The sequence below is a fragment of the uncultured Propionibacterium sp. genome, from assembly GCF_963539965.1.
GTDB lineage: Bacteria > Actinomycetota > Actinomycetes > Propionibacteriales > Propionibacteriaceae > Propionibacterium.
On the sequence record NZ_CAUTOU010000033.1, the window covers coordinates 1 to 25,061 of the forward strand.

Here is a 25,061-nt window from a genome sequence, read left to right on the forward strand (position 1 = left end):
GGGCGGGGCGGCCGCCCGCCAGGAGCTGGCGGGCCTGGCCGGCCACCTCGTTCTCGCCGAGGACCTCGTAGCGCGTGGCGACGATCTGGGAGCTCGAGGTGAAGTCGCGCCGTCCGCCGGTCATCGCATAGCTGATCGCCGAGGTGAACATATTGGCCAGGACGAAGACCACGATGGCGCCGAGGAAGACGAGGGCGACGCTCACATTGGGCACGAAGAAGTAGAACAGCAGGGCCGCCATGATGCCCCAGACGAGGCCGTTCATCGCGGCACCGGCCAGTACCCTGCTCCAGCTGAGGCCGCCGGTGATGCGCTCGACGCTCTTCAGGTCGGTGCCGACGATCGACAGGAACTGCACCGGGAAGCTCCGGTCGGCCAGGTAGTCGACCGCGTGCTGGGCGTCCTCGTAGGAGTCGTAGACCGCGATGGACGAGGGCGAGCGCAGTTGGAGACGCGCGTTGCCGCGGCCGGGGACAGAAGCAGTGCCGCCCATCATGGACATGGGGTTCTCCTCGTATCGCTGGAACCGGTTCGCCCATCGGGAGGCGGAACCTAAGTCTGGTTGGCTCAAGTCTAGCCGGCAAATCAGGGCAAGCCATTGCGCCGACTGTGAACCCGGTGTGCGCCCGGGCCCGCCCTCAGCGCGCCGAGACGGCCTCGTACATGTCGACGGTGCGGCGGGCGGCCTCCACGTGCAGGTTCTCGATCATGCGCCCGTGGAAGGCGACGACCCCGGAGCCGGCGGCCAGGGCCCGGTCGAAGACGGCGATGAGCTCGCGCGCCTCGGCGACGGCGGTCTCGTCGGGGGCCCAGACCCCGTTGGCGACCGCCACCTGGCCGGGATGGATGAGCGTCTTGCCGTCGAAGCCCAGCTCGAGGCCCTGGCGGCACTCGGCCTCGAAGCCCTGCAGGTCGTGCACGTCGTTGTAGACGCCGTCGAGCGCGACCCTGCCGTTGGCGCGGGCCGCGCAGACGACCGCCTGCAGCGCGTGGGCCAGGGGTGCGCGCCCCGGCGCCCAAGCGGCGTGCAGCTCGTTGACCAGGTCGTTCGTACCGAGCACGGCCGCCTCCAGCCGATCGGAGGCGCCCAGGATCCGGTCCGCGTCGAGGACCGCCCGCGGGGTCTCGATCATCGCCCACAGCCTGGTCGATGCGGGGGCGCCGAGACGGCCCATCGCGGCGGCGAGCGAGCGCACCTGCTCGGCCGAGTCCACCTTGGGGACGGCGATGGCGTCCGGCGCGGCGGCGCACACGGCAGCCAGGTCGTCCTCGTGCCAGGCGGTGCCGGCCGCGTTCACCCGCACGATCAGTTCGCGGTGCCCGTACCGGCCGCCGCGCACGGCCTCGCAGGCGCTCCGGCGGGCCGCGGGCTTGGCGTCGGGGGCCACGGCGTCCTCGAGATCGAGGATGATCGCATCGCAGTCGATCGTCCTGGCCTTGGCCAGGGCGCGGGCATTGCTGGCGGGCAGGTACAGCACGGAACGACGGGGTCGGTAGCTCATGGGCACAACGCTAACGCCCCACCGGGCCCGGCGCGCGGGCGCGGCGGGGAGCAGCCCCCGGGCCGCCCCGGAGGGTAACCTTCATGCGTGAGTCCTGCCGCCACCTCGATCTTCCTGTCACGTCTGCAGGGCCTGCCGGTACTGGACGCCTCGGGCGACCAGGTGGGCAAGGTCCGCGACTTCGTCACGCAGTTCCGGGCGCCCGGGCGCCTGCCCCGCGTCAAGGGCCTGGTCATCGAGCTGCTCGCCGCGCGCCGCATCTTCGTCCCGATGGCCCGCGTCCAGTCGATCGACGCCGAGCGCCTGTCACTGGCCGGGGTGATCGACGCCCGGCGCTTCCAGCAGCGCGAGGGCGAGACCCTGGTCTTCGACGATCTCTTCGACCGCTCGGTGGTGACCACCGACGGCAAGAGGGCCACGATCTTCGACGTGGCGATGCGCGGGAGCCGCAACCGCCAGTGGGAGATCGCCCAGGCGGCGCTGCGCGAGACGACCGCCAAGCGTTTCGGCTTCACCTCGCGCAGGGGCGCGCTCTTCCAGGTGCCGTGGTCGGAGATCGCGCCCTCACTGGCCGCGGCCGACGAGGCCACCGACCGCAAGGTCGCCCAGCTCGCCGACATGCGCCCGGCCGACGTGGCCCGCGAGCTGCACGGCATGCCGCCGACCCAGCGCACCGATGTCGCCCGCGCCCTGGCCGACGAGCAGCTGGCCGACGCCTTCCAGGAGCTGCCGGAGGACGAGCAGGTGGCGCTGCTGCGCGCCCTCGAGGTGGAGCGCGCCGCCGACGTCCTGGAGGAGATGGACCCGGACGACGCGGCCGACCTCATCAACGACCTGTCCGAGGACTTCGCCGAGGACCTGCTGGCCCGCATGAAGCCCGAGGAGGCCGCCGACGTCCGCAACCTCATGCAGTACGAGGAGCTCACCGCGGGCGGCATGATGACGCCAGAACCGGTCATCGTCGCCCCCGATGCCACGATCGCCCAGGCGCTGGCGCTGCTGCGCAACCCCGAGGTGACCCCCGCCGCGGCCTCGATGGCCTTCATCACGCGCCCCCCGACGGACACGCCCTCGGGGCGCTACCTGGGCGCCGCCCACATCCAGCGCCTGCTGCGCGAGCCCCCCAGCGTGCTGGTCTCGGCGGTCATCGACAACACCTTCCGTCCGCTGGCGCCCGACGCCGACCTGAACAGGGTCTCGCGCTACTTCGCCACCTACAATCTGGTCGTCGCGCCGGTGGTCAACGCCGAGAACCAGCTCATCGGCGCGGTGACGGTCGACGACGTGCTCGACCACATGCTGCCGGACGACTGGCGCGGCGATCAGATGGACGGGATCGACCCCGATGACCGGACCGATGGCCAGGAGGTGGGCTGATGGCCGACAACCAGCGCCCCGAGGACCGTCTCAACACGCCGGGCGACCGCACCGGCTTCCGCCGGAGCCGGCGCCTGCGGTTCAACGAGGAGAGCTTCGGCCAGTTCGCCGAATGGATCGCCCGTTTCATGGGCAGCCCGCGCTTCCTGCTGTGGATGACGGTCTTCGTCGTCACCTGGATCGTCCTGAACCTGATCGGCGGCTGGCGCCACTGGGACCCCTACCCCTTCATCCTGCTGAACCTGGCCTTCAGCACCCAGGCCTCGTACTCGGCCCCGCTGATCCTGCTCGCGCAGAACCGCCAGGAGGCCCGGGACAAGGCCTCCCTCGACGACGACCGGCGCGTCAACGCCCAGTCGCGCGCCGACATGGACTATCTGGCCCGCGAGATCGCCTCGCTGCGGGCCAGCGTCGGCGACATGGCCACCCGGGACTTCGTCCGCTCCGAGCTCCGCGACCAGCTGCGGGAGCTGCTGTTCGAGCTGGAGCACGGCAACAACCCGGACGAGGGGCCCGAGGAACCGCCTGCCGAGAACGGTCGGTAGTGTCGACGTCGTTCGCGGGATCGTCGAGGCCCTGCGGGGCACCGGCCCCGCCCGGGACGCCGCGGCCGGTGGCCCGCGCGACCCGGAGAATTCTCCAACGGATTTGAACCGATCCGGGGAAGTAACGTAGACACGTGCCCATGAGCGAAGTGCAGAGCCCCATGCTGTCCCGGGTGCGGGCGGCCCTCCACAATGTGCAGGATCCCGAGATCCGCCGCCCGATCGATGATCTGGGCATGATCGACGACGTCGTCATCGGCGATGACGGCGTCGTCACGGTGAAGGTGCTGCTGACCGTGGCCGGCTGTCCGCTGCACACGACCATCAGGCAGGACGTCACGAACGTCCTGTCCGCCGTCCGCGGCGTCACCGGCGTCGAGGTCGAGATGGGCGTCATGAACGACGAGCAGCGCGCCGCGATGCGCGAATCGCTGCAGGGCGGCAGGGCCGAGAACGTCATCCCGTTCTCCCAGCCCGGCAACCTCACCCGCGTCGTGGCCGTGGCCTCCGGCAAGGGCGGCGTCGGCAAGAGCTCCGTGACCATCAACCTGGCCCTGGCCCTGGCCCGGCGCGGCCTCAAGGTGGGCCTGTTGGACGCCGACATCTACGGCCACTCGGTGCCCGGTCTGCTCGGTATCGGCGGGGCCCGGCCGACCGTCGTGGACGAGATGATCCTGCCCGTGCCGGTCTCGGGCATCAGCGTGATCTCGATGGGCATGCTCAAGCAGTCCCGCGACCAGGTCATCGCCTGGCGCGGCCCGATCCTGGACCGCGCCATCACCCAGCTGCTGTCCGACGTCTTCTGGGGCGACCTGGACTATCTGCTCATCGACCTGCCCCCGGGCACCGGCGACGTCGCCCTGGCCGTCGGTCAGAAGATCCCGAACTCCGACGTGCTCGTCGTGACGACCCCGCAGTCGAACGTCTCGGAGATCTCCGAGCGGGCCGGCACGATGGCCGAGATGCTGCACCAGCACGTGCTCGGCGTCGTCGAGAACATGAGCTACCTCGACGTGGAGTGCCCGCACTGCCACGAGCGGCACAAGGTGGAGCTCTTCGGGGCCGGTGGAGGCCGGGCCACTGCCGATGCCCTGTCCGAGCGCTGCAACCGCAAGATCAACCTGCTGGTCCAGATACCGATCGACCCGCGGATCAGCGCCGGCGGGGAGTCCGGCGACCCGATCGTCCTCACCGATGAGAACGGCCCGACGACCCAGGCCATCCAGACGTTGGCCGCCATCGTCACCTCGCACCGCAGGGGCCTCAAGGGCAGGGCGCTCAACCTCTCGGTGAGCTGACCGCCCCGTCGTGGTACGGCCCGGGGGCGCCCGGCCGGGGCCTCAGCCCGCTCAGCCCGGCCGGGGCCTCTCAGGTCGCGTCGGGGTCGAAGCAGAGCCCGTAGCGGGCCTTCATGGCGCTCACGGCGGCATCGACGCCCGCGGCCCGGACCGTGCCCGCCGCCCCGGTAGCAGGCGCCGGGGCGGCCCCGTCCTGCGCGGCCCCCGTGGCCGGGGCGGACTCGCGCACCGCCCGGTCGATGGTGTCCGCCGCGCCGGCAGCGGCGCCCGCGGCGGAGTTCATCTCGCGCCTGACGTCGTCGAGGTCGTCCTTGACGCCGTCCAGATCGGCCTGGATGTCATCGAGCAGGTGCCTCTGCACGAAGGTCTTGGGGTTCAGGTCGTCGAGCGTCAGATCCTGGTACTCGGGGCCGAGCTCCTCCTTGAGCTGCTGGGTGGCGCCATTGGCGATGTTGCGCACGTAGAAGACCACGCGCGCGGCCTTGCGGCTGAGCTCGGGGATGCGCTCGGGCCCGAAGAAGATCACGGCGAGCACGACGAGGATCACGAACTCGCCGGCATTGATGCCGAAGATACTCAGGGGGACCACGCCACCAGGCTAGCCGCCGCGGCGAAATCCGCCCCGGACCGGTCCGGGCGCCGCCGTACGGCGGGCGCGGCTACAGGTCGGTGCGGTCGAGCAGATCGCAGAAGGTTCTGGCCAGATCGGCCGGGGCGCTGCCCAGCGGCGGACGGCAGGCCCCGACGTCGAGCCCCTGGTGGGCCAGGCCGGCCTTGACCATCATGCAGCCCTGGGTGGCGAAGACCCCGGTGAGGACGGGCAGCAGCATGCGGTGCAGGCGGAGGGCCTCGGCCGGGTCGGGGCGGCAGAAGGCGTCGATCATCTCGCGGACGCGACGACCGGTGAAGTGCGTGCTGGTGCCGACGACGCCGACGGCCCCGATGGACATGAGCGGCAGCGTGATCGCATCGTCGCCCGAGTAGTAGGACAGGTCGGTCTCGGCCATCACCCTGGACGAGGCGTCGAGGTCCTTCTTGGCGTCCTTGACGGCACGGATGTTCGGATGGCGGGCCAGCTCGATCAGGGAGTCGGTCTCGATCGGGCGCCCGGTGCGGTGCGGGATGTCGTAGAGGACGACCGGCAGGCTCGTGGCATCGGCGATGGCCGCGAAGTGATCGACGATCATGTCCTGGGGGGGCAGCGAGTAGTAGGGGGTGACGGCCAGCAGGCCGTCGGCGCCGGCCTGCTCGGCCTGGCGGGCCAGCTCGATGCTCATGGCCGTGTCGTTCGTGCCGACGCCGGCGACCAGCCTGGCCCGGTCCCCCACCTCGGCCTTCACGGCTGACAGCAGGTCGAACTTCTCCTGCGCACTCGTCGTGGGGGACTCGCCCGTCGTGCCCGAGACGATCAGGCCGTCGTTGCCCATGTCGTCGACCAGGTGGGCGGCGAGCGCCCTGGCCCTGTCCAGGTCGAGCCCTCGATCGTCGTCGAAGGGGGTGACCATCGCGGTCAGCATCCGCCCGAAAATCGGTTCGCTCATCGTCCTCGCCTTCCATCCGTGCGATGTGCCTCAACCCATGGTAGAGACCCGGGCGACTAGGCTGTGCACGTGGCAACCTCTCGGAGCAGCAAGAATCCCGTTCAGGACGGGCTGGACTCCCGTTCCCTGTCCTACGCCGACGACGTCATCCCGGCCGTCGAGGCGGTCCGCACCGCCCGCGAGCAGGCCGTCCTGAGCGGCGCCCCGGCGCTCAGCAACGGCGCATGCGCCACCCTGACCGTGCTGGCCGAGGCGGTCGACGCCCGGGCCGTCGTCGAGATCGGCACGAGCACCGGCGCGTCGGGCCTGGCCTTCTTCGCCGGCATGAACGAGCACGGCATCCTCACCTCGATCGACGCGCAGACGCAGTGGCAGGTCCAGGCGCGCAGGGCCTTCGCCGACGAGGGCATCCCCACACGCCGCTTCCGCCTCATTCCGGGCAGCCCGCTGGACGTGCTGAACAATCTGCGCGACGGGGCCTACGACATCGTCTTCATCAACGGGGACAAGCTCGAGTACGCCGAGTACCTCGCCCAGGCGCAGCGCCTGCTGCGCCCCGGCGGCCTGGCCGTCCTCAACGACGTCCTGTGGCGGAACAAGGTCGCCGACCCGGCCAACGAGGAGGACGAGGCGCTCATCATCCGCGAGACGCTCGCCGCCGCCATCGAGGACGAGACCCTCACCAATGCCATGCTGCCGGTGGGCGAGGGCCTGCTGGTGGCCGTCAAGGCGCGCTGAGGCCGGCGCGCCCGCGCAACCGTGCGGCACCGAGCGGCTCCGGGGCCGTTCAGGAGTCGACGCGGAAGGAGGTCTCCTTGGTCACCGTGAAGCCCTTGGGCACGACGGTGATGCCGCCGGCCGAGACCGTCAGCCCGCGGGCCTCGTCGTCCTCGCGGTCCAGCCCCACATGGGCGCCGGGCGGCAGGACGACGCCCTTGTCGAGGATGGTGTTGCGCAGGATGCACTGCTCCCCCACCCGGGCCCCGTCCATGAGGACGCAGCGGTCGAGCGAGGCGCCCTTCTCGACGCGGGCCTTCGGGCTGAGCACCGAGTGGTCGACGTCGCCGCCGGAGATGACGCAGCCGGCCGAGACCAGCGAGGACTCGGCGGTGCCGTGCAGTGTGAACTTCGCGCCCGGGGCCTGTATCGAGTCGGCCCAGATGGGCCACTGCTCGTTGTACAGGTTGAACTGCGGCACGACCGAGACGAGGTCCATGTGCGCGGCGTGGAAGGCGTCGATCGTGCCGACGTCGCGCCAGTAGTCCTTGTCCTGCTCCGTGGCGCCGGGCACGACGTTGTCCTTGAAGTCGTAGACGCCGCACTCGCCGGACTCGACGAAGGCCGGGACGATGTCGCCGCCCATGTCGTGCTTGGACTCGGAGTCGGCGCCGTCGACCTCGAGCATCTCGACGAAGGCCCTGCGGCTGAAGATGTAGTTGCCCATCGAGGCCAGCACCTCGTCGGGCGAGTCGGGCAGGCCGGGGGGGTCCTTGGGCTTCTCGAGGAAGCCCCTGATGCGGTGGTCCCCGCCCGAGTCGATGACCCCGAAGGACGAGGCCTCGGAGCGCGGCACGCGGATGCCGGCGACGGTCGCGGACAGACCCGAGTCGATGTGCGCCTGGAGCATCTGCATGACATCCATGCGGTAGATGTTGTCGGCCCCGAAGACGACGATGTAGTCGGGATCGGCGTCGTTGATGAGGTTCATCGACTGATAGATGGCGTCGGCGCTGCCCTGGTACCAGTGGGGTCCGCGCCGCTGCTGGGCCGGGACCGGGGTGACGTAGTTGCCGAGCATCGTCGACATGCGCCACTTCACCGAGATGTGGCGGTCGAGCGAGTGCGACTTGTACTGCGTCAGGACGGCGATCTTCAGCAGACTGGAGTTCGCCAGATTGGACAGGACGAAGTCGATGAGTCGGAAGGTGCCGGCGAACGGAACGGCTGGCTTCGCCCTGTCGGCGGTGAGGGGCATGAGCCGTTTGCCTTCGCCTCCCGCCAGGACGAGAGAGAGAACGCTAGGAGTAGCCATGGACTCAACCTACGGCCCGCGACCGCGCGCCCACAAGGCGGGGTCGCCGATCTTTCGCGGCCGATGGAACACGGAGTGCCCGGGCCCCGGGCGCGCCCCGGGACGGCGCGCGTTGATTTCGGAAAACTTTGGAGACGGTCTGGGCGGACCCGGATGCGTGTGAAACGATCGGGTCATGCATGCTTCCATTCTCACTCGCGAGTATCCTCCGTCCGTGTACGGTGGTGCGGGCGTGCACGTGGCCCAGCTGGTGCCGCGTCTGCGTGATCTCATCGACGTCGACGTGCAGTGCATGGGCGAGCCCCGCGACGGTGCGGTCGCCCATGCCGAGGACTTCCCGCCCGGGGCCAATGCGGCCCTGCGCGTGCTCGGCGCCGACCTGTCGATGATCTCGGCCCTGCCGGATGACACGGAGCTGGTCCACTCGCACACCTGGTACGCCAATATGGCCGGCCATCTCGGCGGTCTGTTCAGGTCGATCCCCCACGTCGTCACCGCCCATTCGTTGGAGCCCCTGCGCCCCTGGAAGCGCGAGCAGCTCGGCGGCGGCTACGAACTGTCCAGCTGGGCCGAGCGCACCGCCTACGAGGGCGCCTCGGCGATCGTCGGCGTGAGCACCGCCATGGCCGACGACATCCTGCGCTGCTACCCCGATCTGGACCCCGGGAAGGTCCACATCGTGCGCAACGGCGTCGACGTCGCCGAGTTCCACCCCGCTGAGGACCACGACTTCTGCGACCGGATCGGCATGGACCCGGCCCGTCCGTCCGTCGTCTTCGTCGGGCGCATCACCCGCCAGAAGGGCCTGGTCCACCTGGTGCGCGCGGCCCGGGAGCTCGAGGCCGGCACGCAGATCATCCTGCTGGCGAGCTCGCCCGACACCCCCGAGATCGCCGCCGAGTTCGGCGAGAGTCTCGAGGCCCTCAGGAAGGTGCACGGCGACAACGTCGTCTGGGTGCAGGAGATGGCCCCGCGCGATGGCGTCCGTCAGGTCTACTCGCACGCCACGATCTTCGCCTGCCCCTCGATCTACGAGCCACTGGGCATCGTCAACCTGGAGGCCATGGCCTGCGAGGCCGCCGTCGTCGCCTCGGCCGTCGGCGGCATCCCCGAGGTCGTGGACGACGACACCACCGGGACGCTGGTCCCCTACGACCCCGACCAGGCCGACAGCGCCGAGTACGTGGCCGACTTCGAGCACCGTTTCGCCGTCGCCATGAACGATCTGGTCGGCAACCCCGACAAGGTCCGGGTCTTCGGCAAGGCCGGCCGGCAGCGCTGCATCGACCACTTCAGCTGGGAGGCCATCGCCGCCCAGACCGTCGACGTCTACAAAGCGGCCATCGAGTACCACGACGCCCGCTGACCGGGCGGGCCAAAAGGGGTCGGGCTCGGCACCGCCGTGGTGTCGAGCCCGACCCCCTCCTGCCCCGGATTCGTCAATGGTCAGCCGACAACGCCCGCGAGGCACTTGAGAAGTTCCGTGGCCTCCTCCGCATTGAGTTCGACGACCAGGCGGCCGCCACCGTCGACCGGAACGCGCATCACGATGCCGCGGCCCTCTTTCGTAACCTCCATGGGGCCATCGCCAGTACGTGGCTTCATTGCTGCCATAGGTTCCTCGTTTCTGAGTTGTTCTGCACGCTGTCGGCCGTGCCGATGCCCCCATTATCCCCTATGGATCAGTCGGAAATCGAACCTGCTCCCGGCCGCGCTCCCGGCTCGGACTGCCGGGCAGGGGCCGTCGGAGCGTCCTGAGCGGCCGCCAGTTGCCCGCTGAGACGGGCGAGGACGGCATCGACCTGCTCCATGTCGTAGCCGCGGGTGACGACGGCGAATTTCACCGAGAGCAAATCATCGGCGCTCACCGGTCCGTCGGGCAGGTCGGGCCCGGGACGATCGGGCAGCTGCGGCCCGAGCTGGCCGAGACGGCCGCGCGCCGCCCACAGACCGAGCACGACGACGCCGACGACGAGGATTCCGAGGACCCAGACCATGGCCCCCATCCTACGGGGCGGCGCGCGGCGGTCCGCAGGACGGCCCGGCGCCTCAGCCCCGGGGGGCCCGGTCGACGGCCCCGGCCTGCTCGGCGTACAGGGCGCGGGCCTCGAGCCGGTCCTCGAGCTGGTTGACGTAGATGGAGCGGTCGCCGGCGACGAGCGTGGCGACGGCCACCGCGATCATGGCCGGGGCCAGCAGCGACAGGTTGCCGGTCATCTCGGCGACCATGAGCATGACGCCGAGCGGGGCGTGGGCGATCGAGCCGAAGCAGGCGATCATGCCGACGATGACGTAGGGGGCCGGGCTGGCGCTGACCCACGGCAGGCCGGCGAGGAGGCGCCAGACGGCCGCGCCCGCGCAGCCGCCGATGACCATGCCGGGGCCGAAGACGCCGCCGGAACCGCCCGAGCCGATCGACAGGGTCGTGGAGACGATCTTGGCCGGCGGGATGGCCAGGATGAGCCACAGCGGTGCGGCCATGACCCAGTCGGCGTCCATTTCGAGCTGCACCCAGCCGTAGCCGGTGCCGAGGGCCGCGGGCACGACCAGGCCGAGCAGGCCGACGGCCAGGCCGCCGAGGCCCGGCAGGACGCCGGCGGGGACGGGGATGCGCCGCAGGAGCGCTCCGCCTCCGTGGAACAGGCCCGCGTAGGCGCGCCCGGCGACCCCGGCGGCGGCGCCGAGGGCCGCGAACCAGACGAGGGCGCCCGGATGGGAGAAGGTGATGGAGCTCATCGTCCCGAAGATCGGGTGGAAGCCGTAGACCGCGCCGAAGACGGCGTAGGCGGTGATGGAGGAGACGAGGCTGGGCATGATCGCGTCGGCCTCGAGGTCGTCGCGGTAGAGCAGCTCGGCGCCGAGCAGCGCGCCGCCGAGCGGGGCGCGGAAGATCGCACCGATGCCGGCCGCCATGCCGGCCGAGACGGCGATGCGCGCATCGGGCCTCGGCACCCTGGCCCTGCCGCAGATCATCGAGACCACCGTCGCACTGATCTGGGCCGTGGGGCCTTCCCGTCCCCCCGAACCGCCCGAGCCGATGACGAGCGAGGAGGCGACCACCTTGACCGCCGCCACGCGTCCGCGGAGGGAGGCGGGCTCATGGTGGACGGCGAGAATCGCGGCATCGGTGCCGTGCCCCTTGGCCTCGGGGGCGACGGCCGCCACGAGCAGGCCGGCGGCGAGCGCGCCGCCGCAGGTGACCAGCGGGATGGCCCACGGGCGGGTGAAGCCGCCGCCCGGCAGGCCGCCGCCCTCGCCGACGGTCGTCGGGGGCTGGTAACCGCCGACGCCGACGAGCAGCCAGCCGGTGGCATGGCCGAGGCACCAGTAGAAGACGATGGCGCCCGCCCCGGCGATGAGGCCGATGATGACGCCGAAGAACAGCCAGCGGGTCAGCGAGTCGCGCAGGGCCTTGGGCCGGCGCGGCACGAGGAGGCGGAGGACGGCCCTGAGCCGGGCGCCGCGACGGCGCCTCCGCGGGCCCCCGGGCACTGACTGCGGCGCGTTCGACACGGCCGCCATTATGGCACCCCTCTCCGGGCCAGCCCGGGGTGTCCCGCATGCACGGGCCGGGGCGCCTCACCGGGCGCCGGGGCGGCCCTCGGCCACGATCCGCACGGCCTCGTCCGGGTCGTCGACGACGTGGAAGATGCCGACGTCGTCCGGGTCGATGCAGCCGCCGCCGGTGACGCTCGTGCGCAGCCACTCGACCAGCCCGCCCCAGTAGGCCGAGCCGAACAGGACGACCGGGAAGTCCGTCACCTTGCGCGTCTGGATCAGGGTCAGGGCTTCGAAGAGCTCGTCGAAGGTGCCGAAGCCGCCGGGCATGGCGATGAAGCCCTGCGCGTACTTGAGGAACATCACCTTGCGGGCGAAGAAGTAACGGAAGTTGACGCCCAGGTTCACGTACTGGTTCATGGCCTGCTCGAAGGGCAGCTCGATGCCCAGGCCGACCGAGCAGCCGCCGGCCTCGTGGGCGCCCCGGTTGGCGGCCTCCATGATGCCGGGGCCGCCGCCGGTGATGACGGCCAGGCCCCTGCTCACCAGCTCCCGCGCCATGTACTCGGCCTGCGCGTACTCGAGGGCCTCGCGCCCGGTGCGCGCCGAGCCGAACATCGAGATGGCCGGGCCCAGCTCGTCCAGGGCGCCGAAGCCCTCGACGAACTCGGCCTGGATGCGCAGGACGCGCCAGGGGTCGTCGTTCGCCCAGCTGTGGCCGCCCTCGAGCAGGCGCTGGTCGGTGGTGCGGCCGGTGATCTGGCCGCCGCGGCGGATGACCGGGCCGGCGGTCACCTGCCTGCGCTGCTGCCGGGCCTCCGTGCTCATGACCGCTCCCGGGGGGCGAGCCACGAGACCAGGGCGTCCCTGGCGGTGTCGAGATCGTCGATCGGGCAGCACTCGTCGACGGCGTGGGCCCTGCCGGCGTCGCCGGGCCCGTAGTTGACGGCGGGCACGCCGAGGGCGGAGAAGCGGGCCACGTCGGTCCAGCCGTACTTGGGCCCGGGCTCCCCGCCGACGGCCGCGCAGAACTCCCGGGCGGCGGGGCGGTCCAGACCAGGGCGCGCGGCCGGCGACAGGTCGAGCACTTCGAGGTCGACGCCGGGGCGCTCGAAGGTGCGACGCATCGCGGCGATGGCGTCGTCGGCCTCGATGTCGGGGGCGAAACGGTAGTTGACCTGGAGCTCGGCCGTGTCGGGGATGACGTTGCCGGCGGTGCCGCCGACGACGACGGTGGCGTTGAGGCCCTCGCGGAAGGTCAGCCCCTCGACCTCGACGGCCTGGCGCACCGGGTAGTCCCCGATGGCCTCGAGCAGGCCGGTGAGCTCGTGGATGGCGTTGTGGCCCAGCCAGCTGCGCGCCGAGTGGGCGGCGGTGCCGTGGGCGGTCAGCCTGAATCGGGTGGTGCCCTGGCAGCCGCCCTCGATGCGGGTGCCGGTGGGCTCCATGAGGACGGCGAAGTCGCCGGCCAGCCAGTCGGGGTGGGCCCGCGCGACGCGGCCCAGGCCGTTGGCGTCGGCCTCGATCTCCTCGCACTCGTAGAAGACCCAGGTGACGTCGTGGACGGGCTCGGCGAGCGCCTGGGCCAGGTGCAGGGCCACGGCCACGCCGCCCTTCATGTCGGCGGCGCCGCGTCCGACGAGGAATTCGCGCCCCTCGCGCACCTCGACCCGACTGGGCAGGTTGCCGGCGACCGGCACGGTGTCGAGGTGGCCGGCGATGATGACGCGCTGGGCGCGCCCGAGAGTGGTGCGGGCCACGATGCTGTTGCCGTGGCGCAGCACCTCCAGGTGCGGGCAGCCGGCCAGGGCCCGCTCGACCAGGTCGGCCAGGCGGGCCTCGCCCCGGCTGACCGACTCGACGTCGACGATCCGGCCGAACAGGGCGTGCAGATCGGTGAGGACGAGTCCCTCGCTGTGCGCTGCCATGGGTGGAAGCCTAGCCATGATCGGCGGCGGGGCGCCGGATGACCGCCGCGCGGCGGCGCGGCACACGGGCCTCGGCAGCCGCTCACGGGTCTCGCACGCGGGTCTCACACGCCCATCACGGGGAATCGGCGGCGCCTCTCAGTAGGCTGGCAGCATGACTGATGCGACTCGTACCGCTTGGGGCTGGGGCCTGGCCACCGTGCACGACTCGGGCCAGACGCTCGACGCCTGGTTCCCCTCCCCCGCCCTCGGCGAGCCCGCCGACGAGCCCGCCCCCTCCTGCCTGGTCGAGGGCCGCGACGAGTCGCGCCGCGTGAGCACCCGGGTGCGCCGCGTCACCATCGACCTGGACGCCGCCCCGGCCGAGGTGGATGACGCCTACCTGCGCCTGCACCTGCTGAGCCACCGCCTGGTCGTCCCGAACAGCATCAGCCTCGAGGGGATCTTCGGCGTCCTGCCCACCGTGGTGTGGACCAGCGCCGGCCCCTGCTCGCCGAGCGACTTCGACCGGATCCGGCGACCGCTCATGGCCGACCGGGGGGGCCTCGTCGTCACCGGCGTCGACAAGTTCCCGCGCATGGTCGACTACGTGGTCCCCTCGGGCGTGCGCATCGGCGACGCCGACCGCGTCCGCCTGGGCGCCCACCTGGCCGAGGGCACCACTGTCATGCACGAGGGCTTCGTGAACTTCAACGCCGGCACCCTGGGCGACTCGATGGTCGAGGGCCGCATCTCGCAGGGCGTCGTCGTCGGCGCCGGCTCCGACATCGGCGGGGGCGCCTCCACCATGGGCACCCTGTCGGGCGGCGGCCGGCAGCGCGTGCGCATCGGCAGGGGCTGCCTGCTGGGCGCCGAGTCCGGCTGCGGCATCGCGCTGGGCGACAACTGCGTCATCGAGGCCGGCCTGTACATCACCGCCGGCACCAAGGTGACGATGCCCGACGGCTCCGGGGTCAAGGCCCGCGAGCTGTCCGGCGGCTCCAACATGCTGTTCATCCGCGACTCGGTCACCGGCGCGGTGCGCGTCATCGCCCGCCCCGGGCAGCGGATCGAGCTCAACTCGGCCCTCCACGAGAACTGACATGGCGTCCCTGACCCGACGGGGGCTGCTGGCCGGTCTCGGCGCCGGGACGCTCTGCCTGGCGCTGGGCGCCTGCGCCGGCGGCTCCGAGACGGGCCTGCCGAGCCAGGGCGCCCAGGTGAGCGTCAACGGGCTCACCGATCTGCTCGACCTCGACCAGGCCGCCAATGCGGCGATCATCACCGGCGAGGCGATCCGGCGGGGGCTCAAGGCCCGTGCCGCCACGATCGCCATCGCCACGGCGCTGCAGGAGTCGGATCTCCACAACATCGAGTACGGCGACCGCGACTCGCTCGGCCTGTTCCAGCAGCGCACCAGCCAGGGCTGGGGCACCGAGGAGGAGATCATGGATCCCTGGTACTCCTCCGGCGCCTTCTACGACGCCCTGGTGAAGATCGACGGCTGGGACAGCGAGGACATCAACGACGTGGCCCAGGCCGTGCAGCGCTCGGGGGTGCCCGACGGCTACGCCGAGCACGAGGACACCGGCCGCGTCTGGGCCAGTGCCCTGTACGGCTACGACGCGGCCGCCGTCACCCTGGTCGACCGGGCCGGCGCCGGTGCCGATGCCGATGCGCTCATGCAGTTCGTCACCACGGTCTGGGGTTCCGCGGTCGACTGCGCCCAGGACGGCTCCGCGCTCACCTTCACGGCGCCCGACTCGCGTCAGGGCTGGGGCCTCGCACAGCTCCTCATGTGCCGCGGCTCGGCCGCCGGTCTGACCGGCCTCCAGGTCGGCCTGGCCACCTGGACCGGCAGTACCGCCGAGCGCGCCGACTGGCAGGGCGACACCGCCTCCGACGCGGCCCGGGTCGTCGCCACCCTGCGCGGCTGAGAGGCGCCCGGCCGAAGCGGCGCCACGGAGGCGCCGGCTAGCGCGTCAGACGCTCCACCGCGGCGGCGATGCGCTCGTCGGTGGCGGTCATCGAGATGCGTACGTGATCGGTCGAGAACGGGCCGTAGAAGTCGCCCGGCGCGGCCAGGATGCCGCGCTCGGCCAGCCAGTCGATGCTCTCCCGGCCCGGCCCGCCCCGGGTGGCCCATAGGTAGAGCGAGCCCTCCGAGCGGTCGATGCGGAAGCCCGCCCGCTCGAGGGCGGCGCGCATGCGGGCGCGGCGCGCGGCGTACCGGGCGCGCTGCTCGTCGACGTGCCGCTGGTCGCCCAGGGCCGCGACCATGGCGGCCTGGACCGGCGCCGGGACGATCATGCCCAGATGCTTGCGCACGGCGGTGAGCTCGCCGACGATCCCGGCGTCACCGCCGATGAAGCCCGCCCGGTAACCGGCCATGTTCGAGCGCTTCGACAGCGACTGCACGGCCAGCAGGCCCGTGATGTCGCCGTCGTTCACCGCCGGGGCGAGGACCGTGTACGCGGGGGCGTCGTAGACGAACTCCGCGTAGCACTCGTCCGCGGCCAGGACGGCTCCGCGCTCCTGGGCCAGGCGCACCCAGCGACGCAGCAGGTCGAGCGGGGCGACGGCGCCGTGCGGGTTGGCGGGCGAATTGATCCAGATGAGGCTCGGGGAGCCCTCGACCTGGTCGGGGTCGTCGCAGCGCTGGATCCTGGCGCGGGCCATCAGGGCGCCCACCTCGTAGGTGGGGTACGCGACCCTGGGCAGGACGACGGTGTCGTCGGGGCCGAGCGACAGGAGCGTGGGCAGCCAGCCGACGACCTCCTTCGTGCCGACGGCGGTCGTCACATTGCGCTCGCTCAGCTCGACACTGCCCCAGCGGTTCCGGAAGTAGGAGATGATCGCCGCGCGCAGCGCGGGCGTGCCCCACACGGCCGGGTAGCCGGGGGCCTGGGAGGAGGCCTCGAGGGCCTCGCGGACGATCTGCGGCGTGGGATCGGCGGGCGTGCCGACGGACAGGTCGACGATGCCCCCCTCATGGGAGTTGGCCAGGGCCTTGGCCCCGGCCAACGAGTCCCACGGGAAAGCGGGCAGCGTCCGTGCGGGGCTCATCAGGCCTGGGGCGGCAACTCGGCCACCGACGGCTCGTCGAAATCCTGCTTGCCGAGGCGGGCGGCACCACCGGGGGAGCCGAGCTCGGCGAAGAAGTTCGCATTGATGTCGAGCCATTCGGTCATGTCGTCGGGCAGATCGTCCTCGTAGTAGATCGCCTCGGTGGGGCACACCGGCTCGCAGGCACCGCAGTCGACGCATTCCTCAGGATTGATGTACAGCGTGCGATCGCCCTCGTAGATGCAATCGACGGGGCACTCCTCGACGCATGCCTTGTCCTTGACATCCACGCAGGGCAAGGAGATGACGTAGGTCATGACGGCTCCTGAAACGGTCAACCAATGATGTGACGGCGCCATGTCGGCTGTCGTCGTGCCAACTCTACCGGGCCCACAAGCGGTTTCGAGCAGGAGGAATTCGTCTTGAGCGGCCCTCTCGGAACGCCTCTTCCGGCCGTGAGGATTAGCCTCACCTCACTCTCCCGCCCTGCGGGCACCTTCCAGTAGCATGCTGACAACGCCCGTTCACCGATGAGAGGCCGTCCCATGGCACGAATCTGCGTCACCGACGCGATCCCCGGACCCAGCATCGACAGACTGCGCGCGACGGGGAACGAGATCCTCGTCTGGGACGGCGCGCAGCCCCCCGGACGCGCCGAACTGCTCGATCTGGTCAGGGGCGCCGACGCCGTGCTGACCGTCCTGTCCGACGGGGTGGACGACGAGTTCCTCGACGCGGCCGGCCCCCGGTTGAGGGTCGTCGCGAACGTGGCGGCCGGCTACAACAACATCGACCTGGCCGCCTGCAGGGCCCGGGGCGTCACCGTGACGAACACTCCCGGCGTGCTCTTCGACGCCACCGCCGACATCGCCTTCGGCCTGCTGCTGGCCGTCACCCGCCGTCTCGGTGAGGGCGAGCGCCTCATCCGCGCCGGACGGCCCTGGCGCTACCGCACCACCTTCATGCTCGGCCGCTCCATCGAGGGCAAGACCATCGGCCTGATCGGCCCCGGCCAGATCGGCATCGCCATGGGGCGCCGCTGCAAGGCCTTCGGCATGAACATCGCCTACGCCAACGAGCACACGATGCGCGAGCCCGCCGCCAGTGAGCTCGGGGCCGTCGGCATGCCGTTGGACGAGCTCGTCGCCGGCTGCGACGTCATCAGCCTGCACTGCCCGCTCACCGACCGAACCCGCCACATCCTCGACGCCGAGCGCATCGCCGCCATGAGGCAGGGCGCCTACGTCATCAACACGGCCCGCGGCGCCTGCATCGACGAGCAGGCCCTCGCCGACGCCCTGGCCGGCGGGCACCTGGGCGGCGCCGGCCTGGACGTCTACGAGGACGAACCGCGGATCAACCCGGCGCTGCTGGGTCTGGAGAACGTCGTCCTGCTCCCCCACCTGGGCTCGGCGAACATCGAGACCCGTACGGCGATGAGCGACCTGGCCGCCGAGAACGTACTGGCGGTACTGGCCGGCCGGCCGGCGCCCAGCGCCGTGTGAGCCCGGCCCGCGGGGCCGGACGGGCGGCCTCCCCGCAGGCACTGCCACCGGGCCGTGTTCACCGGGCGCGCCCGCCGCTAGGCTGGGCCCATGGCTGAGAACACGAGTGCGCGTACGCGCACGGAAACCGACTCCATGGGCACGATCGAGGTGCCCGCCGATCACTACTGGGGTGCTCAGACCGAGCGCAGCCTCCACAACTTCGACATCGGCCGCGAGACCTTCGTATGGGGCCGCCCGATGATCAGGGCCCTGGGCATCCTGAAGAAGGCCGCCGCGCAGGCCAACGGCGAGCTGGGCGAGCTGCCGAAGGACATCTCCGATCTCATCGTGCAGGCCGCCGACGACGTCATCGCGGGCAGGCTCGACGCCGAGTTCCCGCTGGTCGTCTTCCAGACCGGTTCGGGCACGCAGTCCAACATGAACTCCAACGAGGTCATCTCCAACCGCGCCATCGAGATCGCCGGCGGCCGGCCGGGCTCCAAGGCGCCCGTCCACCCCAACGACCACGTCAATCGCGGCCAGTCGAGCAACGACACCTTCCCCACGGCCATGCACATCGCGGTGGTGTGCGAGCTGAACGCCATGTACCCGCGCATCGAGAAGCTGCGCGACACCCTGACCGTCAAGGCCGAGGAGTACATGGACGTCGTCATGCCCGGCCGCACCCACCTGCAGGACGCCACGCCGATCCTGCTCGGCCAGGTCATCTCCGGCTGGGTCGCCCAGATCGACTCCGCCCTGGACGGCATCCGTTACGCCGAGTCCCGGGCCCGTGAGCTGGCCATCGGCGGCACCGCCGTCGGCACCGGTCTCAACGCCCACCCGCGGTTCGGCGCGCTCGCCGCCGAGAGGATCTCCGCCGAAACCGGCATCGAGTTCACCCAGGCGGAGAACCTCTTCGCGGCCCTGAGCGCCCACGACGCCCTGGTCCAGGTCTCCGGTTCGCTGCGCGTCCTGGCCGATGTCCTCATGAAGATCGCCAACGACGTCCGCTGGTACGCCTCCGGCCCGCGCAACGGCCTGGGCGAGCTGCTCATCCCCGAGAACGAGCCCGGCAGCTCGATCATGCCCGGCAAGGTCAACCCGACCCAGTGCGAGGCCATGACGATGGTCGCCACCAAGGTGTTCGGCAATGACGCCACCGTCGGTTTCGCCGGCTCGCAGGGCAACTTCCAGCTCAACGTCTTCAAGCCGGTCATGGCCTGGTGCGTACTCGAGTCGATCCAGCTGCTGGGCGATACCTGCGTGAGCTTCAACGACAACTGCGCCTACGGCATCGAGCCGAACCGCGAGAAGATCGCTCACGACCTCGACATCAACCTGATGCAGGTCACGGCCCTCAACCGCCACATCGGTTACGACAAGGCCTCGAAGATCGCCAAGAACGCCCACCACAAGGGCATCGGCCTCAGGGAGTCGGCCCTGGAGCTGGGCTTCGTCACCGCCGAGGAGTTCGGCAGGTGGGTGGTCCCGATGAACATGACCCACCCGTCGGCCGCCGACGAGGGCTGACCGGCGGGGCGGGGGCTCCGGGGCGTCACGGCCCCGGAGCCCCTCTCGCGCCCGGGCCGGGAGCCGGCCCGCGGGATCAGCCGGTGTCCTCCACCGCCCGGAGCCGCTTCAGGTCCGGGTGGCGCAGCGCCGGGTAGTCCTCGTAGTGCTTGCACACGCCCCCCACGAAGGCGTCGACGTCGTTCGCGAGCAGGGCGTCGATCATCGCGCGGTGCACCGAGATCGAGTAGCCGGCCATCGCCGCGTCGTAGCCGGCGGTCAGCGCCCACTCGTCGTTGCGCATGGGCTCGACGAGGTCGTAGGTGGTCTCCTCCAAGTAGCTGTTGTGGGAGGCCTTGGCGATGAGCTCGTGCAGATCGAAGGTGACGACCAGGTACCACTGGTAGTCCTCGGCCTCGAGGGCCTCGGCGAGTTCGACCCGCACGGCCCGCAGCTTGATGCGGTCGGACTCGCTCGCGTTCTTGATGGCCAGCACGCCCGAGGAGATCTCCAGGGCCTGCCTGGCCTGCAACTTGCTCACGATGCTCTGCCCGGCGCCCACCAGCGCATCCTCGTCAGCGGCGCTGCGCCGGCTCTCGAGGACGAAGCTGCCCTCGCCGAGGCGGGTCTCGATCTCGCCGGCGAGTTGGAGGGCCTTGAGCGCCTCGCGCACCGCCGTCCGGCTCACCTGGAACCGGCGTGCCAGTTCCCTCTCGGAGGGCAGCCGCGAACGGGGCTCCCACTGCCCCGAACGGATGTGCTCGGCGAAGGCCCGCACGAGCATCTCCGACTTGCGGAGCGGCGCATCACTGGCAGCAGACATGCGCTCATTGTGTCAGCTCCGCCACCGGCCGTCCCCCAGGTTCCGGCGGCGTGGTCGCCGCGGCCGCGGGGACTGCGGTGCGCGACTGGATCCACCGGTACAACCAGTGATGCAACGGATGCATCCCCATGGGGAATTGACAGGAGGGAGAACAGTCTGATCATGTGGTCATACCGGATGGACCGAGCGAGGAGGGACGATCATGGGCACCCGGACCGAAGAGGACCTGCTGGGCCGACGGGAGGTCCCGGACGAGAACTACTACGGCATCCACACGATCCGTGCGCTGGAGAACTTCAGCATCTCGAACGGGTGCATGAACGACGAGCCCGAGCTCATCCGCGGCATGGTCCAGGTGAAGAGGGCCACGGCACTGGCGAACAGGGAGCTGCACACCATCCAGTCCGACATCGCCGACGCCATCTGCCGCGCCTGCGACGAGATCCTCGTCAGGGGCCGTTGCATGGACCAGTTCCCCACCGACTCCTTCCAGGGCGGCGCGGGCACCTCGATCAACATGAACACCAATGAGGTCATCGCCAACCTGGCCCTGGAGCTCATCGGCCTGCCCAAGGGCCGCTATGACGTCATCAACCCGAACGACCACGTCAACAAGTCCCAGTCGACGAACGACGCCTATCCGACCGGTTTCCGCTTGGCCGTCTACACGGTCGCGCAGGACCTGCTGCGCTCGATCGACGAGCTGGTCGAGAGCCTGCACGAGAAGGGCGACGAGTTCGCCCAAGTCCTCAAGATGGGCCGCACCCAGCTGCAGGACGCCGTGCCCATGACGCTCGGGGAGGAGTTCCACGGCTACGCCGACAACATGTCCGAGGAGACCGAACGCGTGGGCGTCGCAGCGAAGCTGCTGCTCGAGATCAACCTGGGCGGCACCGCCATCGGCACCGGCCTCAACACCCCGCCCGGCTTCCCGCAGGCCGTGACCCGCGCTCTCGCCGAGGTCACCGGCTACGACATCGCCCAGGCGCCCGACCTGCTGGAGTCCAGCTACGACAACGGCGCCTACATCGCCCTGCACTCGGCCGTGAAGCGCACCGCCGCCAAGGTCTCCAAGATCTGCAACGACCTGCGGCTGCTCTCCAGCGGCCCGCGCGCCGGCCTCAACGAGATCAATCTGCCCCAGATGCAGGCCGGCTCGTCGATCATGCCCGCCAAGGTGAACCCGGTGATCCCCGAGGTCGTCAACCAGGTCTGCTTCAAGGTCTTCGGCAACGACGTCACCGTCTGCTTCGCCGCCGAGGCCGGCCAGCTCGAGCTGAACGTCATGGAGCCGGCCATGTCGCAGGCCATGTTCGAGTCGCTGCACCTGCTCACGCGCGCCCTCGACACCCTGCGCACCCGCTGCGTGGAGGGCATCACCGCCAACGAGGAGGTCTGCCGCGACTCCGTCATGAATTCGATCGGCATCGTCACCTACCTCAACGACGTGATCGGCCACCACAACGGCGACCTCATCGGCAGGCAGTGCGCGCGCACCGGCAGGTCCGTCCGCGAGGTCGCCCTCGAGATGGGCCTGCTCGACGAGGCCGAGATCGACAGGATCCTGTCCACCGAGAACTTCCTCAGGCCCACCTACTCCGGCAAGGTCTATGGCCCCGACGAGAGGGGCCTGCCCGACGGCCTGGCCCCCCCGTCCGGGTGACCGGCGCTCTGGCGGCTGTCGATTCACAGGAGTGATCATGTTCTGGGCAGAATTGGCCGTGGTCCTGATCTTCATCCTCATCGGCGCCCGTCTCGGCGGCGTCGGCATCGCCTACGCAGGCGCCTCCGGCGTCATCGTCCTGGGCCTGCTGGGGTGCAGGGTCGACCCGACGACCGGTATCCCCTGGGACGTCCTGGGCATCATCATCGCCGTCATCTCGTGCGTCGCGGCGCTGCAGGCCTGCGGAGGCCTCGACCTGCTCATCATGGTGAGCGAGCGGATGCTGCGCAGGAGCCCCAGGCGCATCACTCTCCTCGCCCCGGTCGTCACCTTCCTCATGACGGTGCTGTGCGGCACCGGTCACGTCGCGTTCGCCACGCTGCCGGTCATCGCCGAGGTCGCCAAGGAGCAGCGAATCCGCCCCTCGCGGCCCCTGTCGATCGCCGTCGTGGCGTCGCAGGTGGCGATCGCCGCCTCACCCATCTCGGCCGCCATGATCGCCATGGCCTCAGCGGTCGAGCCCCTCGGCATCGGCTACCTGCCGCTGGTCGGCGTCTCCATCCTCATCTGCTTCATCGGCTGCATGGCCGGCGCCCTGGTCGCCTCCCGGCTGGGCTGCGAGCTCGAGGACGATCCCGTCTACCAGGAGCGCATGGCCGCCGGCCTGGTGGCGACGCGCGGCGAGGGCGAGTACGACATCAAGCCGTACGCCCGCCGCTCGGTGCTCATCTTCACCGTCGCCCTCGTGGTCGTCATGGCTTACGCGGCCCTGTCCTCGGGGATCGGCGCCATGCCCATGGGGCGCAACGCCGCGATCATGACGACCATGATGCTGGCCGCGCTCCTCATGAGGTTCACCTGCCGGATGGACCTCGGCGAGGTCTCCAACCAGTCGACGTTCAGGGGCGGCATGAGCGCCGCGCTGTGCATCCTCGGCGTCGCATGGCTCGGCAACACCTTCGTGAACTCCAACCTGGACCTCATCGAGGGCGCCGGCCGGGCGGCGATCCAGGGCCATCCGTGGCTGCTCGCCGTCGTGCTGTTCCTCGCCTCCGCGCTGCTCTACTCGCAGGGCGCGACCACCGCGACCTTCATGCCCGTCGCCGCGGCGATGGGCGTGGGTGGGGCCGTCATGGCGGCCTCGTTCCCAGCGGTCACCGGCCTGTACCTGCTGCCGACCTATCCGACCACCGTCGCCGCGATCGAGATGGACGACACGGGTTCGACGCGCATCGGCGAGTACGTGTTCAACCACCCGTTCATCCTCCCGGGGATCACCTCCGTCGTCGTCGCCGTCGGCCTGGGCTTCCTGATCTGCCAGCTGGTCTTCTGAGCCCGACGACGCACCACGAGCGCGGACCCCGCCCCCGATCCCGTTCGTCCGCGTCGTGCCGGCCGCCGTGCCCGCCACGACGGTGGGCGCCGTCCGCGAACCCGGGGCCGTGGACCTCAGTCCAGGTGCCCGATCGCCTCGGGCGCCCGGTGCATGCCATGACGGTCGAAGCGCAGGCCCCTGCGGACCATGTGGTGGACGAGCACGCCGCCGAAGGTCAGGCCGGTGGCCGCCGAACCGACGAGCAGCGACCAGCGCGGCCCCAGCGCGTCACCGACCCAGCCGACGATCGGCGCGCCGATCGGGGTGCCGCCCATCGTCAGGCCCGCGTAGAGCGCCAGCACGCGCCCGCGCAGCTGGGGGGCCGAGGCCATCTGGACCGCCGAGTTCGAGCAGGTCAGCACGGTCAGCGCGCACAGACCGGTGGGAACCAGGAGGGCGGCGTAGACGTAGTAGTTCGGCGACAGCGCCAGCGCGGTGTCGGCGGCGGTGAACCCGGCCAGACCGATCATGAGGGTGCGCACGCGAGGATTGCGGCGCCTGGCCGCGATGATCGCCGCGCCGAAGGTGCCGACGGCCATGATCGTGCCGAGCGCGCCGTACTGGGCGGCGCCCCGCCCGAAAACCTCGGTGGCCATCGTCGCATTGGTGATCTGGAAGTTCATGCCGAAGGTGCCCATCATGAACGCGATGATGAAGACGCTGCCGATTTCGGGGTGGTGCCACACGTAGACCAGGCCCTCGCGGGTGGCGCCCCTGCCCTTGCGCGGGACGGGCGGGTGCAGCCCGCCGACGTCCATGACGCCCAGCGCGCCGAGCATGGCCGCGAAGCTCAGGGCATTGACGAGCATGCCGGGCCCGACGCCGAAGGCGGCGATGAGCAGCCCGGCCAGGCCCGGGCCGATGATGCGGGCCGCATTGAAACTCATCGAGTTCATGCCCACCGCATTCGGGATGAGCTCGCCCCTGACCATCTCCGAGACGAGGGCCTGGCGGGCCGGCGAGTCGAAACTGGTGATGACGCCCTGCGCGAGGGCGAACAGGTAGACCTGCCACAGGACGACCGAGCCGGTCACGACGAGCAGCCACAGCCACAGGGCGTTGAGGCCCAGCAGGGCCTGGGTGACACGCAGCACCGAGCGCTTGGCGAACCGGTCGACGACGGCCCCTGAGTAGGGTGCCAGGAAGGGCATCGCCAGGAACTGGAGCGCCGTGACATAGCCCAGGGAGGTGGACGAGTGATCGGTCAGGTCGACCAGCACGAGCCAGTCCTGGCAGGTGCGCTGCATCCAGGTGCCGACGTTGGAGACGAGGGCGCCGGCGAAGTACCAGCGGTAGTTCTTGACGGTGACCGAGGCGAAGGTGTGCCCGCCGAACTTCCTGAGCCCCCCGGTCACCGTCATGATCGTCAAGCTTAGGTCGGCGTCCGGGGCCGCGGGCCCGCGCCGCCGGGCGCCTCGGGCCGCCGGAGCCGCCC

General features: G+C 70.8%; 25 protein-coding genes. 11 read left to right on the forward strand and 14 right to left on the reverse strand.

The features are described 5' to 3' along the window. Positions 1–502 (reverse strand): general stress protein (locus R2N01_RS06950; RefSeq protein WP_316669841.1); only part of this gene is annotated, 502 nt, incomplete at its 3' end. 136 nt (positions 503–638) lie between these two features. Further along, positions 639–1,502: a CoA ester lyase gene (locus R2N01_RS06955; protein ID WP_316669842.1), complete on the reverse strand. Its 864-nt coding sequence runs from the start codon at positions 1,500–1,502 to the stop codon at positions 639–641. A gap of 87 nt (positions 1,503–1,589) precedes the next feature. Between R2N01_RS06955 and R2N01_RS06960 the strand changes: the two genes are divergently transcribed. The 3 genes from R2N01_RS06960 to R2N01_RS06970 all read left to right on the forward strand — a co-directional run bounded on the left by R2N01_RS06960 (position 1,590) and on the right by R2N01_RS06970 (position 4,722). After that, positions 1,590–2,879 carry a magnesium transporter MgtE N-terminal domain-containing protein gene (locus R2N01_RS06960; RefSeq protein ID WP_316669844.1) on the forward strand — a complete coding sequence of 430 codons (1,290 nt, stop codon included), beginning with the start codon at positions 1,590–1,592 and terminating at the stop codon, positions 2,877–2,879. Further along, complete coding sequence (locus tag R2N01_RS06965; protein ID WP_316669845.1) at positions 2,879–3,424, forward strand: DUF1003 domain-containing protein; 546 nt, start codon at positions 2,879–2,881, stop codon at positions 3,422–3,424. The genes R2N01_RS06960 and R2N01_RS06965 overlap by 1 nt, the downstream gene beginning before the upstream one ends. Positions 3,425–3,564: 140 nt before the next feature. Beyond that, entirely contained in the window at positions 3,565–4,722 is a 1,158-nt protein-coding gene (locus R2N01_RS06970; RefSeq protein ID WP_316669847.1) for a P-loop NTPase, read from the forward strand. 70 nt (positions 4,723–4,792) lie between these two features. Here R2N01_RS06970 and R2N01_RS06975 read toward each other — a convergent pair whose 3' ends face one another. Together R2N01_RS06975 and dapA are read right to left on the reverse strand one after the other, a co-directional pair. After that, positions 4,793–5,311, reverse strand: coding sequence for a sec-independent translocase (locus R2N01_RS06975; RefSeq protein ID WP_316669849.1), 519 nt, complete (start codon positions 5,309–5,311; stop codon positions 4,793–4,795). 70 nt (positions 5,312–5,381) lie between these two features. Continuing rightward, the gene (gene dapA, locus R2N01_RS06980) at positions 5,382–6,263 is read right to left on the reverse strand and encodes a 4-hydroxy-tetrahydrodipicolinate synthase (protein WP_316669850.1); all 882 of its coding nucleotides are present in this window, start codon (positions 6,261–6,263) and stop codon (positions 5,382–5,384) included. A gap of 69 nt (positions 6,264–6,332) precedes the next feature. Here dapA and R2N01_RS06985 point away from each other — a divergent pair, with 69 nt between their 5' ends. After that, positions 6,333–7,001 carry a class I SAM-dependent methyltransferase gene (locus tag R2N01_RS06985; RefSeq protein WP_316669851.1) on the forward strand — a complete coding sequence of 223 codons (669 nt, stop codon included), beginning with the start codon at positions 6,333–6,335 and terminating at the stop codon, positions 6,999–7,001. 49 nt (positions 7,002–7,050) lie between these two features. On the opposite strand, the gene glgC is transcribed toward R2N01_RS06985, so the two are convergent. Then, the gene (gene glgC / locus R2N01_RS06990; protein ID WP_316669852.1) at positions 7,051–8,295 is read right to left on the reverse strand and encodes a glucose-1-phosphate adenylyltransferase; all 1,245 of its coding nucleotides are present in this window, start codon (positions 8,293–8,295) and stop codon (positions 7,051–7,053) included. A gap of 175 nt (positions 8,296–8,470) precedes the next feature. On the opposite strand from glgC, the gene glgA reads away from it, so the two are divergent. After that, positions 8,471–9,661 (forward strand): glycogen synthase, encoded by a 1,191-nt coding sequence (gene glgA / locus R2N01_RS06995; RefSeq protein ID WP_316669855.1) that lies wholly within the window; start codon positions 8,471–8,473, stop codon positions 9,659–9,661. An 80-nt stretch (positions 9,662–9,741) separates the two neighbouring features. Here glgA and R2N01_RS07000 read toward each other — a convergent pair whose 3' ends face one another. The 5 genes from R2N01_RS07000 to dapE form a co-directional block, all read right to left on the reverse strand. After that, positions 9,742–9,909 (reverse strand): DUF3117 domain-containing protein, encoded by a 168-nt coding sequence (locus R2N01_RS07000; RefSeq protein WP_316669857.1) that lies wholly within the window; start codon positions 9,907–9,909, stop codon positions 9,742–9,744. 68 nt (positions 9,910–9,977) lie between these two features. Continuing rightward, positions 9,978–10,292, reverse strand: coding sequence for a DivIVA domain-containing protein (locus tag R2N01_RS07005; RefSeq protein WP_316669859.1), 315 nt, complete (start codon positions 10,290–10,292; stop codon positions 9,978–9,980). Positions 10,293–10,344: 52 nt separating this feature from the next. Beyond that, positions 10,345–11,787, reverse strand: coding sequence for a chloride channel protein (locus R2N01_RS07010; RefSeq protein WP_316669879.1), 1,443 nt, complete (start codon positions 11,785–11,787; stop codon positions 10,345–10,347). A gap of 87 nt (positions 11,788–11,874) precedes the next feature. Then, positions 11,875–12,621, reverse strand: coding sequence for a TIGR00730 family Rossman fold protein (locus R2N01_RS07015; protein WP_316669861.1), 747 nt, complete (start codon positions 12,619–12,621; stop codon positions 11,875–11,877). Next, complete coding sequence (gene dapE / locus R2N01_RS07020; RefSeq protein WP_316669863.1) at positions 12,618–13,721, reverse strand: succinyl-diaminopimelate desuccinylase; 1,104 nt, start codon at positions 13,719–13,721, stop codon at positions 12,618–12,620. Before dapE ends, R2N01_RS07015 begins: the two co-directional genes overlap by 4 nt. 154 nt (positions 13,722–13,875) lie before the next feature. On the opposite strand from dapE, the gene dapD reads away from it, so the two are divergent. Next, the gene (dapD, locus tag R2N01_RS07025) at positions 13,876–14,802 is read left to right on the forward strand and encodes a 2,3,4,5-tetrahydropyridine-2,6-dicarboxylate N-succinyltransferase (RefSeq protein ID WP_316669864.1); all 927 of its coding nucleotides are present in this window, start codon (positions 13,876–13,878) and stop codon (positions 14,800–14,802) included. A gap of 1 nt (position 14,803) precedes the next feature. After that, positions 14,804–15,637 (forward strand): hypothetical protein, encoded by an 834-nt coding sequence (locus tag R2N01_RS07030; RefSeq protein WP_316669866.1) that lies wholly within the window; start codon positions 14,804–14,806, stop codon positions 15,635–15,637. A 37-nt stretch (positions 15,638–15,674) separates the two neighbouring features. On the opposite strand, the gene dapC is transcribed toward R2N01_RS07030, so the two are convergent. Further along, positions 15,675–16,766, reverse strand: coding sequence for a succinyldiaminopimelate transaminase (gene dapC, locus R2N01_RS07035; RefSeq protein ID WP_316669867.1), 1,092 nt, complete (start codon positions 16,764–16,766; stop codon positions 15,675–15,677). Next, on the reverse strand, positions 16,766–17,083 hold the full coding sequence (fdxA, locus tag R2N01_RS07040; protein ID WP_316669869.1) for a ferredoxin: 318 nt from the start codon (positions 17,081–17,083) through the stop codon (positions 16,766–16,768). The genes dapC and fdxA overlap by 1 nt, the downstream gene beginning before the upstream one ends. Positions 17,084–17,311: 228 nt before the next feature. Between fdxA and R2N01_RS07045 the strand changes: the two genes are divergently transcribed. Both R2N01_RS07045 and fumC read left to right on the forward strand, forming a co-directional pair. Then, positions 17,312–18,271 (forward strand): D-glycerate dehydrogenase, encoded by a 960-nt coding sequence (locus R2N01_RS07045; protein ID WP_316669870.1) that lies wholly within the window; start codon positions 17,312–17,314, stop codon positions 18,269–18,271. Between the two features lie 90 nt (positions 18,272–18,361). After that, entirely contained in the window at positions 18,362–19,786 is a 1,425-nt protein-coding gene (fumC, locus tag R2N01_RS07050; RefSeq protein WP_316669872.1) for a class II fumarate hydratase, read from the forward strand. Between the two features lie 76 nt (positions 19,787–19,862). Here fumC and R2N01_RS07055 read toward each other — a convergent pair whose 3' ends face one another. Then, on the reverse strand, positions 19,863–20,588 hold the full coding sequence (locus R2N01_RS07055; protein ID WP_316669873.1) for an FCD domain-containing protein: 726 nt from the start codon (positions 20,586–20,588) through the stop codon (positions 19,863–19,865). 202 nt (positions 20,589–20,790) lie between these two features. Between R2N01_RS07055 and aspA the strand changes: the two genes are divergently transcribed. Both aspA and R2N01_RS07065 read left to right on the forward strand, forming a co-directional pair. Then, positions 20,791–22,251, forward strand: a complete 1,461-nt coding sequence (aspA, locus tag R2N01_RS07060) for an aspartate ammonia-lyase (RefSeq protein WP_316669874.1) — start codon at positions 20,791–20,793, stop codon at positions 22,249–22,251. 37 nt (positions 22,252–22,288) lie between these two features. Then, a complete protein-coding gene (locus R2N01_RS07065; protein ID WP_316669875.1) occupies positions 22,289–23,584 on the forward strand; it encodes an anaerobic C4-dicarboxylate transporter in 1,296 nt (431 codons plus the stop codon). 116 nt (positions 23,585–23,700) lie between these two features. Here the strand turns inward: R2N01_RS07065 and R2N01_RS07070 are convergent, their stop codons facing one another. After that, complete coding sequence (locus tag R2N01_RS07070; RefSeq protein ID WP_316669877.1) at positions 23,701–24,987, reverse strand: MFS transporter; 1,287 nt, start codon at positions 24,985–24,987, stop codon at positions 23,701–23,703. Positions 24,988–25,061: the final 74 nt, after the last annotated feature.

Coding starts and splice junctions, on each gene's coding strand:
- R2N01_RS06955 (WP_316669842.1), bottom strand. CDS start 1,502: ATGAGCTACCGACCCCGTCGTTCCGTGCTGTACCTGCCCGCCAGCAAT.
- R2N01_RS06965 (WP_316669845.1), top strand. CDS start 2,879: ATGGCCGACAACCAGCGCCCCGAGGACCGTCTCAACACGCCGGGCGAC.
- R2N01_RS06970 (WP_316669847.1), top strand. CDS start 3,565: ATGAGCGAAGTGCAGAGCCCCATGCTGTCCCGGGTGCGGGCGGCCCTC.
- dapA (WP_316669850.1), bottom strand. CDS start 6,263: ATGAGCGAACCGATTTTCGGGCGGATGCTGACCGCGATGGTCACCCCC.
- glgC (WP_316669852.1), bottom strand. CDS start 8,295: ATGGCTACTCCTAGCGTTCTCTCTCTCGTCCTGGCGGGAGGCGAAGGC.
- glgA (WP_316669855.1), top strand. CDS start 8,471: ATGCATGCTTCCATTCTCACTCGCGAGTATCCTCCGTCCGTGTACGGT.
- R2N01_RS07000 (WP_316669857.1), bottom strand. CDS start 9,909: ATGGCAGCAATGAAGCCACGTACTGGCGATGGCCCCATGGAGGTTACG.
- R2N01_RS07005 (WP_316669859.1), bottom strand. CDS start 10,292: ATGGTCTGGGTCCTCGGAATCCTCGTCGTCGGCGTCGTCGTGCTCGGT.
- R2N01_RS07015 (WP_316669861.1), bottom strand. CDS start 12,621: ATGAGCACGGAGGCCCGGCAGCAGCGCAGGCAGGTGACCGCCGGCCCG.
- dapE (WP_316669863.1), bottom strand. CDS start 13,721: ATGGCAGCGCACAGCGAGGGACTCGTCCTCACCGATCTGCACGCCCTG.
- dapD (WP_316669864.1), top strand. CDS start 13,876: ATGACTGATGCGACTCGTACCGCTTGGGGCTGGGGCCTGGCCACCGTG.
- R2N01_RS07030 (WP_316669866.1), top strand. CDS start 14,804: ATGGCGTCCCTGACCCGACGGGGGCTGCTGGCCGGTCTCGGCGCCGGG.
- dapC (WP_316669867.1), bottom strand. CDS start 16,766: ATGAGCCCCGCACGGACGCTGCCCGCTTTCCCGTGGGACTCGTTGGCC.
- fdxA (WP_316669869.1), bottom strand. CDS start 17,083: ATGACCTACGTCATCTCCTTGCCCTGCGTGGATGTCAAGGACAAGGCA.
- R2N01_RS07045 (WP_316669870.1), top strand. CDS start 17,312: ATGGCACGAATCTGCGTCACCGACGCGATCCCCGGACCCAGCATCGAC.
- fumC (WP_316669872.1), top strand. CDS start 18,362: ATGGCTGAGAACACGAGTGCGCGTACGCGCACGGAAACCGACTCCATG.
- R2N01_RS07055 (WP_316669873.1), bottom strand. CDS start 20,588: ATGTCTGCTGCCAGTGATGCGCCGCTCCGCAAGTCGGAGATGCTCGTG.
- aspA (WP_316669874.1), top strand. CDS start 20,791: ATGGGCACCCGGACCGAAGAGGACCTGCTGGGCCGACGGGAGGTCCCG.
- R2N01_RS07065 (WP_316669875.1), top strand. CDS start 22,289: ATGTTCTGGGCAGAATTGGCCGTGGTCCTGATCTTCATCCTCATCGGC.
- R2N01_RS07070 (WP_316669877.1), bottom strand. CDS start 24,987: ATGACGGTGACCGGGGGGCTCAGGAAGTTCGGCGGGCACACCTTCGCC.